The 12,165-nt window shown below is 63.3% G+C and carries 12 protein-coding genes; 5 read left to right on the top strand and 7 right to left on the bottom strand.

The features are described 5' to 3' along the window. The first annotated feature begins 791 nt into the window (after positions 1–791). On the top strand, positions 792–2,648 hold the full coding sequence (locus tag XH80_RS12725) for an alkaline phosphatase family protein (protein ID WP_271598893.1): 1,857 nt from the start codon (positions 792–794) through the stop codon (positions 2,646–2,648). A 69-nt stretch (positions 2,649–2,717) separates the two neighbouring features. Here XH80_RS12725 and XH80_RS12730 read toward each other — a convergent pair whose 3' ends face one another. After that, on the bottom strand, positions 2,718–3,302 hold the full coding sequence (locus XH80_RS12730; protein WP_271598894.1) for a hypothetical protein: 585 nt from the start codon (positions 3,300–3,302) through the stop codon (positions 2,718–2,720). Between the two features lie 393 nt (positions 3,303–3,695). Between XH80_RS12730 and XH80_RS12735 the strand changes: the two genes are divergently transcribed. Then, complete coding sequence (locus XH80_RS12735; protein WP_057751633.1) at positions 3,696–4,355, top strand: peroxiredoxin; 660 nt, start codon at positions 3,696–3,698, stop codon at positions 4,353–4,355. Positions 4,356–4,466: 111 nt separating this feature from the next. On the opposite strand, the gene XH80_RS12740 is transcribed toward XH80_RS12735, so the two are convergent. Both XH80_RS12740 and XH80_RS12745 read right to left on the bottom strand, forming a co-directional pair. Further along, entirely contained in the window at positions 4,467–4,859 is a 393-nt protein-coding gene (locus XH80_RS12740) for a DUF2177 family protein (protein ID WP_057751635.1), read from the bottom strand. Positions 4,860–4,950: 91 nt separating this feature from the next. Further along, positions 4,951–6,681 carry a methyl-accepting chemotaxis protein gene (locus XH80_RS12745; RefSeq protein WP_271598895.1) on the bottom strand — a complete coding sequence of 577 codons (1,731 nt, stop codon included), beginning with the start codon at positions 6,679–6,681 and terminating at the stop codon, positions 4,951–4,953. Positions 6,682–6,850: 169 nt separating this feature from the next. On the opposite strand from XH80_RS12745, the gene XH80_RS12750 reads away from it, so the two are divergent. Continuing rightward, the gene (locus tag XH80_RS12750) at positions 6,851–8,242 is read left to right on the top strand and encodes a cryptochrome/photolyase family protein (protein ID WP_271598943.1); all 1,392 of its coding nucleotides are present in this window, start codon (positions 6,851–6,853) and stop codon (positions 8,240–8,242) included. Between the two features lie 68 nt (positions 8,243–8,310). Then, complete coding sequence (locus XH80_RS12755; RefSeq protein ID WP_271598896.1) at positions 8,311–8,592, top strand: histone; 282 nt, start codon at positions 8,311–8,313, stop codon at positions 8,590–8,592. A 49-nt stretch (positions 8,593–8,641) separates the two neighbouring features. Here XH80_RS12755 and XH80_RS12760 read toward each other — a convergent pair whose 3' ends face one another. The 3 genes from XH80_RS12760 to XH80_RS12770 all read right to left on the bottom strand — a co-directional run bounded on the left by XH80_RS12760 (position 8,642) and on the right by XH80_RS12770 (position 10,888). Further along, a complete protein-coding gene (locus XH80_RS12760; protein WP_271598897.1) occupies positions 8,642–9,385 on the bottom strand; it encodes a hypothetical protein in 744 nt (247 codons plus the stop codon). A gap of 88 nt (positions 9,386–9,473) precedes the next feature. Continuing rightward, positions 9,474–10,352 carry a DMT family transporter gene (locus XH80_RS12765; RefSeq protein ID WP_271598898.1) on the bottom strand — a complete coding sequence of 293 codons (879 nt, stop codon included), beginning with the start codon at positions 10,350–10,352 and terminating at the stop codon, positions 9,474–9,476. A gap of 89 nt (positions 10,353–10,441) precedes the next feature. Beyond that, positions 10,442–10,888, bottom strand: coding sequence for a hypothetical protein (locus XH80_RS12770; RefSeq protein ID WP_057751653.1), 447 nt, complete (start codon positions 10,886–10,888; stop codon positions 10,442–10,444). A gap of 307 nt (positions 10,889–11,195) precedes the next feature. Here XH80_RS12770 and XH80_RS12775 point away from each other — a divergent pair, with 307 nt between their 5' ends. After that, positions 11,196–11,459, top strand: coding sequence for a hypothetical protein (locus XH80_RS12775; RefSeq protein WP_271598899.1), 264 nt, complete (start codon positions 11,196–11,198; stop codon positions 11,457–11,459). A 36-nt stretch (positions 11,460–11,495) separates the two neighbouring features. Here the strand turns inward: XH80_RS12775 and XH80_RS12780 are convergent, their stop codons facing one another. Continuing rightward, positions 11,496–11,957, bottom strand: a complete 462-nt coding sequence (locus XH80_RS12780) for a baeRF12 domain-containing protein (RefSeq protein WP_057751655.1) — start codon at positions 11,955–11,957, stop codon at positions 11,496–11,498. Between the last annotated feature and the right edge of the window lie 208 nt (positions 11,958–12,165).

Consider the following 12,165-nt stretch of genomic DNA (forward strand, 5'->3'; position numbering starts at 1 on the left):
CAACGAAGGACCGGGATAAGGCTTCCGACGAACCTGCAATTTCAAGCGAGCGCTACGACTTTCAAGCGCGCTGTGACGAACCTTCCGTGCCATCCGTGTCCCCGATCGTATCCCGATTGTGGGTGTAGAGCAGCATAGGCTGCCATCGCATTATGTGGCGGGTTCACTCGGATGATCAATGACTTGGCTTCTCCACCGAACTCCATGCTGACGTATATTTTCCCCTGCGCAGGGAAGGCCGGATGTTTCGGCTTCACCTGTATGCCGCTGTGCAGCCTCTTGTAGCGCAACCTATCGCACAGTGGACCGCGGGTGCCAGTCGGGCACCCGGCCTTCCCTGCACCCTCTTTCATTGAGGGTTAAGGCGATGAAACAAAGCTCGGGCAAGATGAGCCGCGAGGATGCGAAAGTGTGTCTGCGATGAAGATGCGGATTGAAGAGCGACGCCGCCACCACACACTCCGTCATTGCCAGCGCAGCGAAGCAATCCAGAGATGTATCCGCGGAAAGACTCTGAATTGCTTCGCTGCGCTCGCAATGACGGTGTTGATGCAGGTGCGCCCAAAACGCAAACTCGTGCCCCGGACGCAGCGCAGCGTACCCGGCGATGCGGAGCATCGTCCGGTGCGGTGCGCTGCAGAGCCGGGGCCCACGCCACAGCATGCCTGCCCCCTCCCCATCACTTCTGCATGCCCGCTCGCTCTTGTAACATAATCGTCATACAGCAAAACTAAACGATTGCCGGGGGCCGCGGATCGGCGGCCGAGCCGCCTCACCGCTAGGAGATTTTGATGCGACGTTCACTGCTGCTGCTGTCGGCCGGGCTGACACTGCTGTCCAGCGGTTTTGCCTCCGCTGAGAACAACACGCCCCGCAACCTGATCCTGTTCATTCCTGACGGGCTGCGCGCCCTGAAGATCACCCCCGAGACCGCGCCGGCCATGGCCGAGGTCCGCGACAAGGGCGTCAACTTCAAGAACTCGCATTCGCTGTTCCCGACCTTCACCATGGCCAACGGCTCGGCGATGTCGACCGGCCACTATCTCGGCGACACCGGCGTGTTCTCCAACACGATCTGGACCAACTACACCTCGGTGCCAGCCGGCGACACGGTCGTGCCCTTCATCGAGAACGACGCCGTGCTCGGCGACATCGACGAGCATTTCAAGGGCGACTATCTCAACGAAGAGACGATTCTGAAGATCGCCCGCGACAAGGGCTACAGCACCGCCGCGCTGGGCAAGCATGGTCCGACCTACCAGTTCGACCACACCGACAAGCCCGAAAAGCCCGGCCTGCATTCGGTCGTGTTCGATGACGCCACCGGCGGCAAGAACGGCGTGGCGCTGTCGGACGAGGTCAAGGAGGCGCTGACCAAGGCCGGCCTTCCCCTCGCTGCGCCGTCGCGCGGCGACAACGCAAAGGCGGGCGACGCCAAGACGCCTGGCACCACGGTCGCCAACGTCGCGCAGCAGGCCTATTTCGCCGACGTCGCCACCAAGGTGGTGCTGCCGATGTTCAAGGCACGCAACAAGCCGTTCGTGCTGGTGTTCTGGTCGCGCGACCCTGACGGCACCCAGCACAATCAGGGCGACAGCCTCAACCAGATCCTGCCCGGCATCAACGGACCGAGCACGATGGCGAGCATCAAGAACGTCGACAACAACCTCGCCCAGATCCGCAAGGCGCTGGACGAGCTCGGCCTTGCCGCGAGCACCAACATCATGATCCAGGCTGACCACGGCTTCTCGACCATCTCCAAGGAGAGCAAGACCAGCCCCTCGGCCAAGGTCGGCTATGACGACACACCGAAGGACTTCCTGCCGATGGGCTTCGTCGCCCTCGACCTGGCCAAGGCGCTCGACCTGCCGCTATTCGACCCCAACGACAAGAACGCCGCCGTCACCGGCAACGCTCATCCGAAGGCCGGCAACGGCGTGCTCGGCAAGGACCCGACCAAGCCCGACCTCGTCGTCGCCACCAATGGCGGCTCGGACCTGATCTATCTGCCGAACAAGGACAAGAAGCTGGCGGCCAGGACCATCAACGCCCTGCTGGAGCAGGACTACGTCTCCGGCCTGTTCGTCGACGACGCCCTCGGCCGCTTCCCCGGCACCCTGCCGCTGTCGAGCATCAATCTGCGCGGCAAGGCGGCGACGCCGACGCCGGCGATCGTGGTCAACTTCCGCTCCTATGCCAGCGAATGCGGCGAGGCGCCGACCAATTGCTCGGTGCAGGTGGCCGACACCGTGCTGCGCCAGGGCCAGGGCATGCACGGCAGCTTCAGCCGCGGCGACACCTACAACTTCATGGCTGCGATCGGTCCGGACTTCAAAGCCGGCTATGTCGACGAGCTGCCGGTCAGCAATGCCGACGTCGGCATGACGGCGGCGCAGCTGCTCGGCCTGCGCGGTTCGCAGAATGGCGGCCTGGTCGGCCGGGTGATGTCGGAGGCGCTGCCCAACGGCGTCGTGCCGAAGGCGTTCAAGTCAATCGAGCGGTCGAAGAAGAAGTCCGAGAACGGTCTGGAGACCGTGCTCAACGTCCAGCGCGTCGGCAGCCAGCGTTATTTCGACGCCGCCGGATTCCCCGGCCGCACGCTGGGCCTCGAGCCGGCGAGCGGCAAACAAAAAACGGCGGGGAAATAACCCCGCCGCTTGCTCTCGCGCCTCGCAAGGGGCGCGGGACTATCTCGGTTCTTACAGGCCCAGATTCTTTTACATTCCAATGTCGAAGACGCTTGGCAGTTGGCCCGCCAGAGGCAGCGCGGTGGCACCCAGGAACGTCGCCACCATCGCCATCAGGCGACGGTTGTTCTGGCGCTTGCCGCGCATCTGACCGGCGATCCACTCCAACATCTCGCTCTTGACCTTGGAGGCATAGGACGGTGCCCAGCTCTCGATGTCGGTGTCCTGAGCCAGCGCGACGCTGCGCGGCGGCACTTTCAAGCCCGAAGCGCTCGCGGCATACTGGGCGACGGCCTTGGCCAGCAAATCGTCGAAGCGGCCCCCGTCGGCACGTTCGGTCGCGGCCTCGTTGATCTCGAACAGCGCCTCGGCTTCGGCGCGGCTGACCGGCTGGTCGTTGACCGCGGCGGCGGTCAGGATGCGCGCGCACCAGGCGGTGTCATCGGCATCGATGGAGCGGGAAAAGTGCACCCGGCCCTTGGTGGTCGGACCTTCCCCCGTGATCACGCCGTCGCGCACAATGGTGAGGGCATGGGCCGCAGTATCGCGGCAGGACGGTTCGAGCGACGGCGACTCAACGGACTCTTCAAGGGACTTGGGTAGTGCGGCAGACATAGTTCACTTCCAGATTTCTTCTGATCGACCAGCATTTTCATGCGGGCGTAAAGGGGTGGTTAATGATTGGATACGGGGGTCGCGACTTTTCTCAATGGTTGCCGATTAGTCGCTGCGAGGACCGTTCCGGTTCCGTAAGAGCGTCGGGCGGGCGTGATGCGGGTTATAAAAGGCATTATCGGGGCAAGCGAGACCGTGAAGCCCCGGTGGAGATGTTTCGCCGCAGGTGCGGCCGTAACAAAATTGTGCTGAGAAATCAGCCCTTCAGAGCAAGAATTCACATTTTACTTCAAGCCGTTCAGTTGGCGTTCACTTGGCGCCGACAAGTCCCTATACTGGGCCTGACGGTCAGACGGTAATTTCCAAGCAATTTCAATGCGATGAGGTCAAACCATGACACTTCCGATCGGCACCACCGCCCCCGACTTCGAAGCCGAGACCACTGAAGGGAAGATCAAGTTCCACGATTGGATCGGTAATAGCTGGGCCCTGCTGTTTTCTCACCCCAAGGACTTCACGCCGGTTTGCACGACCGAGCTCGGCGCACTCGCCAAGCTGAAGCCGGAATTCGACAAGCGCGGCGTTAAGCTGATCGGCCTCTCGGTCGACCCGATCGACCGCCATGCCAAATGGGCCGAAGACATCAAGGAGACCCAGGGCGCCGCGCCGAACTATCCGTTGATCGGCGACACCGACTTCAACGTCTCGAAGCTCTACGAGATGCTGCCGGCCTCGACCTCGGGCGATCCCCTCACCCGCACGCCCGCCGACAACCAGACCGTCCGCAACGTCTTCATCATCGGGCCGGACAAGAAGATCAAGCTGGTGCTGGTCTATCCGATGACCACCGGCCGGAATTTCCAGGAGATCCTGCGCGTGATCGACTCGCTCCAGCTCACCGCCAAGCATCGCGTCGCAACGCCGGCCGACTGGTCGCAGGGCGAGGACGTCATCATCGCGGGCTCGGTCTCCAACGACGAGGCCAAGACGATCTATCCGCAGGGCTGGAAGGAACCGAAGCCCTACATCCGCATCGTGCCGCAGCCGAAATAACCAATCGTCATCCCGGGGCGATGCGAAGCATCGAACCCGGGATCTCGAGATTCTCCGGTGCGCAAGCGCGCACCTGAGCTCGGTCCTGCGGACCGTCCCGGAATGACGCCATCAAGTAAAACGATCCGTCAGCAACAGACCCGCGGTCGACGAGACCGCGGTCACCACCGCGCCCCAGCCGATGTCGACGAACGCGACCGGCCAGCTCCAATGCTTGAGCAGTGCCAGCGCGGTGAGATCGAACGTCGCATAACAAAACAGGCCGAACAGCGCGCCATAGAGCAGCGTCGATTGCCAGGTCGCATCCGCAGAGCCGCTGACAAAGATCAGAACGCCGCCGACATAGAGCAGGTAGAACAGGATCGCCGGCAAAGGCTTCAGCTCACCCAGCATGTCGCCAACTTCCGCGGTGAAAAAGCCCTTGGCGATCAGACCAAGGAACAGGAAATCCAGCCCGGTCAGCACGACAAGGGTTGCGACATAAAGCACGGCGATGCGGTTCACTGGCGGCCTCCCCTGCCCGCAAGGCGCAGGCAGTCACATCTTGCCGTCAGCTACGTCACAGCGGGCCGATGGTTTCGGCCCGCCTCGCTCATCAAGCCGCTTGCACGCGGTCGAGGAAGCTGTCGACCTCGGCCTTCAGGCTCCGGCTCTCGCCCGACAATGCCTGGGCGGAGGCAAACATCCGGCTCGAGGTTTCGCCCGTCTCGCTCGCGCCTTCGGCGGCCTGACGGACATTGATGGCCACGTCGGCGGTGCCCGAGGCCGCCGCGCGAACGCTGGCCGCGATATTGTGCGTGGCGCTGCGCTGCTGCTCGACCGCAGCCGAGATCGAGCCCGCGATGCCGCTGATGCGCTCGATGGTCTCGGTGATCGCCTTGATGGCGGTCACCGACTCCTCGGTCGCAAGCTGCATGCTCGCGATCTGGGTTGAGATCTCGTCGGTCGCCTTCGCGGTCTGGCCCGCAAGCGTCTTGACCTCCTGGGCCACCACCGCAAAGCCGCGGCCCGCATCGCCCGCGCGCGCCGCCTCGATGGTGGCGTTCAGCGCCAGCAAATTGGTCTGCTCGGCGATCGAGGTGATGAGCTTGACGACGTCGCCGATGCGCGCGCCTGCTTCCGAGAGCTGCGCGATGCGCTGATCGGTGGCCTCGGCCTGCTGCACCGCCTCGGCGGAGATCGCGTTGGATTCCTGTACCCTTTTGGTGATCTCGGAGATCGACTGCGACAGCTCGTCGGAGGCCGACGCCGCCGCTCGGACGTGGTCGGAGGCCTGCTCGGATGCGCCGGCCGATCTCGCCGACAGATCAGCGGCGGAGCGCGCGGTGTCGGTCAATTGCCGCGCCACGCGCTCGAACTCGCCGGAGGAACGCAGAACCTTGTCGAGCATGCCACCGACGCCGCTGCGGAATTCAGCAACGAAGTTGCGAAGGTCGGCCTTGCGCTGCTCGGCTGCCGCCGTCGCGGCTTCCGCCTGTTCGCTGCGCATCCGCGCCCGCTCCAGCGAATTGCTCTTGAACACCGCAACGGTGCGCGCGATCTCGCCGATCTCGTCGGCACGGTCCTCGCAATCGAGCGCGACATCGCTCTTGCCATTGGCGAGAGCCGTCAGCGAACGGGTGACCGAGCTCAGTGGCCGGGTGACGCGGCGGACGACCAGCATGGTCAGCACCAGGACCAGCAGCGCGGCGATGCCGGCCGCAATTGCCATGCTCGCGATGGCCTGAGACAGCATGGTCTCGTACTGCGCCATGGGGATGCCGACATAGAGAATGCCGACGATTTTGCCAGTCGCATCCGAAATCGGGAAATAAGCCGTCATGAAGGACTTGCCGAACAGCGTGGCCGGCCCCTTATAAGCCTCGCCACGGCGCAGGCCTGCTTGTGCCGGATGGTCGGCGGCAAGCTGGGTGCCAACGGCACGGTCGCCGTTCTCCTTTTTCACGTTGGTCGAGCGGCGGACGAACTGCCCGCTCGCATCGTCGAACACGAACAGGGTCGCATTGCCCCCGACATAGGACACCGCACGATCGACGATGGCGTGATCTTTGAACTCGGGCATCTTGGCGATCTCGGCGCGCGCCACCGCACCATCGCGCATGGTGATCCTGGCGTCAGGAACGACCTCGGCGAAGGCCAGCGCCAGCGTGCGCAGGCTGACCTCGATGTCGCGCAACGCGCGATCGTTGAAGGCGGAGGTAAGAGACCAGTAGCCGGCGCCGACCACCAATGCGGTATTCATCGCAATCAGCAGGACCGCGCACAGGACGGCCTTGGTCCCCAGCTTGAACCGAGGCAAGAACTTCACCGTTAACGAGTTGGTCATGAATGGAACTACCCCCGGAATTCCTGCATATTCATGCAATCCGCTTACGGCCCCATTAACGCTGGTTCACACCACCTCCCGCGGCATACTTTCCAAAGCGTAAACGAGGACGCACCTGCCCCCGCCAAGCCCCCCGCCTGTCATCGTCTGGCTCCGCGACGACCTTCGACTGTCCGATCACCCCGCCCTGCACGCCGCCGCCAGATCCGGCGCGCCCGTGATTTGCCTTTATGTGCTCGACGAAGCGGCCGGACGGGCCCTTGGCGGCGCGGCGCGCTGGTGGCTGGCCCAATCGCTGCGCGCGCTCGGCGCCGACATTGCAGCGCACGGCGGATCGCTGGTCCTGCGCAAGGGATCGGCGGCCTGGGTGATCCCCGAAGTGGTGCGGGAGACTGGCGCAGGCGCCGTCCATTGGAATGAGATCGCTCAGGCCCCGCATCAGCTCGTCGAGAAACAGCTCGAAACAGCGCTGGCGAGGCTCGGCGTGGACTCGCAAAGTTTTCCCGGCGACTTGCTGGTCCAGCCGTCGGCGATCCGCAACAAGGAAGGCCGGGGCTTGCGCGTGTTCACGCCATTCTGGCGGCGGGTGCTGTCGCTCGGCGCCCCACCCAAGCCGCTGCCCGCACCGAAGGAGCTGCGTCCGGCTCCGAAGATCGCGAGCGACAGACTGGAGAGCTGGCAGCTCGAGCCAAGCAAGCCCGACTGGGCTGGTGGCCTGCGCGAGAGCTGGACGCCGGGCGAGGCATCAGCCCGGGCGCGTCTGCGCGACTTCCTCAAGCACACCGTGCACACTTATGCCGGCGACCGCGACCGCCCCGATCGCCAGAGCACCTCAGGCCTGTCACCGCATTTGCGGTTTGGCGAGCTTAGCCCGCGCCAAATCTGGCACGCGGCGCGCTTTGCCGCGGCGGCGAATCCGGGGATCGGCTCAGGCATCGACAAGTTCCTGAGTGAGCTGGGTTGGCGCGAGTTCTGCCGCCACCTGCTCCGCGACCATCCGAATCTCGCCACCGAGAACCTCCAAACCAACTTCGACGACTTCCCCTGGAAGGCTGACAAGAAGGCGCTCGCCGCCTGGCAGCGCGGCTGCACCGGCTACCCCATCGTCGATGCCGGCATGCGCGAGCTCTGGCACACCGGCGTGATGCACAACCGGGTCCGGATGGTGGTCGCATCGTTCCTGGTCAAGCACCTGCTGATCGATTGGCGCGATGGCGAAGCCTGGTTCTGGGACACGCTGGTCGACGCGGACGCCGGCAGCAATCCGGCCAATTGGCAATGGGTCGCCGGCTGCGGCGCCGATGCCGCACCTTATTTCCGCGTGTTCAATCCGGTGCTCCAAGGTGAGAAGTTCGATCCTGAGGGAGCCTATGTCCGGCGCTGGCTGCCGGAGCTGAAGGACATGCCGGCAAAGCTGATCCATCAGCCGTGGCAGGCCACACCAATTGAGCTTGCGAGCGCAGGCGTTACGCTCGGAAAGACCTATCCACAACCGCTCATCGATCATGCTAGGGCACGCGAGCGAGCGCTCGCCGCCTACGCAAAGATCCGCAAAGGTTGAGCGTTGCTTTGACACAATCGTGAAACCCGCTATCGTCATCGTTCCATGCAAACCGTGGGGGACACGATATGGACGACGACAAGCCGATCACCGCGCAGGTGATGGAGACGATGACCACCGCCGTGGAAGCAACCAAGGACGCCGCCGTCAGCGCCGTCAAGAAGGTGAAGAAGGTCGCGAAGAAAGCCGCGCCCAAGAAGGCTTCGAAGAAGAAAGCCAAGAAGGCTGCAAAGAAGGCTGCAAAGAAGTCTTCGAAGAAAGCAGCCAAGAAGTCTGCGAAAAAGGCTGCCAAGAAATCTGGGAAGAAAGCCACCAAGTCGAAAAAGAAGGCCAAGAAGGCCAAGCGCTGATCACAGCGCAAAGTGGGTCTCCGGGTGTGGGCGCGTCCGGAGGCCCCTCCTACCCTCGCCGCTTGGCGGCGCGCCGCCCCGGGTGATGCTGGCCCTTCGGATCGCGAAACTCGCTGCGATGGCCCCGCCGGTCCTCTTTCGCGAAGCGTCGCCGCTTCGCAGGTGAGCCGAACGCCCTGATCACCTTCCGTCCGTTGACCTTCTTGATAACGTAGCCGCCCTCGGCCATCGAGAACGGCGCTTTCAGCGTTCCCTTGTGGTCGAACTTGGTGCCGCGGGGATGCCTGAACGGCTCGAACCAGGACGGATAGACGAAGTTCGACATCGGCAAACCGTCGACCTTGAAGGTGTCTTCCTCCACGGCGTCGCAGACTTCATAGGCGTATTGGGTGTTCCGATTTTGGTCGGCCCAGAGATTGGCCATGGGATCGAGCACCATCTCAAACAGTTCGTGCGAGGCCGCCACGCTGACCGCCCCGCCATCCAGCGCCTTGACGAAGATTTTCGAGATCGGTTGGCCGCGATAGGTGAGCTCGTGGCGTCCGAGCATATTCTTGTGCAGGGCATCGTCGAAATAAACCAATTGCCAATCGGTGGCCTTCGGCTTGCGCGTGACATAGAGGTCGACCGGATAGCCCCACACCGGCAGGAAATGCTTGTCGTAACACTTTTGCAGTGCCGCGGTGAGCAGCCTCATATCGCCGTCGCCAATCGACTCCCGGGCATAGTTGATGCAGGCAATCCTGACCGGCTTCAGGGACCTGCCGAGCAATGCGCGTTTTGCCGTCTTCATGGAAATCACCGTGTGCGCGGGCCGCTGAAATACGGTCAGCCTAACATGATCGACCTTGCACGTCAGGGATGTATTCCGGCAAGCCCGCCTACGCGCCGAAGCGGCGGTTGACCACGAACACCGCAGCCGCGCACATCGCCATGCCGGCGATCGCCAGCGCGTCGAGCTTCTCGCCGAATAGCAGATAGGCCATCAGCGAAGTCACGGCTGGCACCAGGTAGAACAGGCTCGCGACCGATGTCGCCGCAGCGTGGCGGATCAGCCAGTACAACAGGCCGATCGATCCGATCGAGAGCGCGACCGCAAGCCAGGCCAATGCGAGCACGAACTCCCGTGTCCAGTGCACGACCCGATCTTCGAACAGAAAGGCGCCGAGCGTGAAGAAGATCGTCACCGCCACGTACTGCACGAGATTGCCGGCACGCCAGTCGATGTGGTTGCAATAGCGGCGCTGGTAGAGCGTGCCAAGCGTGATGCTGATCAGCGAAACCACCGAGGCGAGCCAGCCCAGCCCGGCTTCGCCGGACATCGGGCGGTTGTGCAGGATCAGCCCGACGCCGCCGAGGCCGAGCACGAGGCCCGCCCATTGCACCGGGGTCACCTTCTCGCCCAGCCAGCGGTTGGCGATCGTCGAGGTCAGGATCGGCTGCAGCCCCGGGATGAGCGCGGAGAGCCCCGCCGGAATCGAATGCGCGATCGCAATCGCGGTGCCGCCGAGATAGAAGCCGTGGACGAGGACGCCGGCGACGGCGCTGTGCGCTATCCCTGCGCGATCAGGCCATTTCGGTCGGGCGATGCCTGCGATGATTGCCATCAGGCCGACCACCACCGCCATGCGGATGGCGAGGTAGGTGAAGGGATCGGCGTTGTCGACGACGTATTTGGTGGCGATAAAGCCGGTGCTCCAGAGCAGGACGAACAGCACCGGCGCTGTGCGGGCAGCGAGATGATCTTGGTTATGATTCATTGCCCCCTCATTGCCCGAGCGAGCGGTCGTGCGGCAATGCGAATTTCTGATGCTGCGCTGCGATGGACGCGGCGGCTCAGATCAGCCGCTCACCATTCTTCCGGACAGGGATCGATGATCTTCCAGAGTTCGACCCCGTTCTTGATCTTCTTCATGTCGGTGGTGAGCCCGCCATTGCGGCGGATCCAGTCTTTCACCGTATCCGGATAATAGGACATCAGGTCGGACGTCCCTTCCGCACTGGTGACCTTGATGCCGAAGGTGAAGGCCTTGTCGTAGTAGGCCTGGTGGAAGCCGAGGCTCGCCTTGGGCGTCACGCAGATCTTGTTCAGCGGCACGATGCCGAGAACCAGCGTGCAGGCCGAATTGCAGATGCCATCGATGATCACGCGCTCGCCGGTGTCGCGGACGCGCTTGTATTTGGCCTTGTACTCCTCGACATAGCCGCCGTGGTCGCGGGTGATATGCAGCTGGGCCCGCGCGGGAGTAGCGGCAGCGACGAAGAGCAACAGCAGGCTGAGGAGCGTGATGCGCATGGCAGCTTGACGACGAAAACCTTGCAAGGAACGAACCGGCCCCGAAGAGCACCCCAGACAAAACCCCAAAGGAGCCGGCGCGAGAAATCTTTAACCGGATTCTCTTTGGCCATACTTGTGTGGGGAATTCGTTAAGCATCCCGAAAAGGCCAAAAATGGGCAGCGTTCGCCCCTGGGACCGGCAATTCTGTCACACCCGTCGAGGAATCTGCCGGATTTGCCCCGATTTCGAGGCTTCAGACGGGTGCCCCGGCGGCCCGAAATGGCTATAGATGACAGACTTATTTGCGGGTTCCGGAGAATCGAGATGAGCAAGTTGGCCCTTGTAGCCGCTGTTGCTGCCCTGTCGGCGGCAGTCCTTGCCCCTGGCTACGCGGAGGCGCGGGTGCACCACCGGTACCATCGCTATCACGCCAATCCGCTGCCCTACCCGATCAGCTATCTGCACAATTATGGCCCGGGTATCACCCCGGGCACCTTCGCCTACTATGACGGCCCGTCGACCAACCACTGCTACCAGAGCGCGGCTGGCTATGTCGGTCAGGACCGCCGCCGGCACCCCTGCTACTGAGGGGCGCCGCGAGCGTCCTCTCCCGGCGGGCAGTCCCTATCCGACCGCCCCCGACAGCAGCAACTGCTTCTCGATCTCATAGACCGGCAACTTGACGAGGTCCTTGCCGACCTCTCCGCGAAGCGCCCTGCGCACAGCGTCCGAATAATCGGTCCGGATCATGCCCAGCGCGCGCGGTGAGGCCACCATGGTCAGGCCTGAGGTCTCTCCGGTGCTGAGCGCGGTATCGAGCCGCTCAGCCAGACTGCGCAGGAATGTGCGTTCGGCTTCGTCGTGCCAATCGGTCTGCTCCGCCGAGCTGCGGGCACCGCCGACGGATGCATGGAACCTGCCAGGCGCGTCGGTCCCTTGCGCGGCCGTGGATGGATTGTCCTGCTCGCGAACCTCCCTGGTGTGAAGGTTCGGAAACATCTCGTCACCGAGATTTTCCAGGATGAGCGCCTTGCGTCCGTCGCACACGACGAGCCAGTCGCCCTTGTCGATCCTCATCTTGTTCATTGCACTGCTCCAAACCATCTGTGCGCCTATTCTTCGAATTCGGCGAAGGACGGCCACCATTGCAAGATTAGGCACGAAGGCGCACTGACGAATTGCGCAGGATCAACGAGGGTGGCGATGATCGAGGAGCTGGGCCCGGCAAGTGATGGTCGGGCCTACGACGGAAGAGCGGAAGATTTGTTCATCAGCATTACATTTCGGCTCCGCC

It is taken from the genome of Bradyrhizobium sp. CCBAU 45384, assembly GCF_028128665.1.
GTDB lineage: Bacteria > Pseudomonadota > Alphaproteobacteria > Rhizobiales > Xanthobacteraceae > Bradyrhizobium > Bradyrhizobium manausense.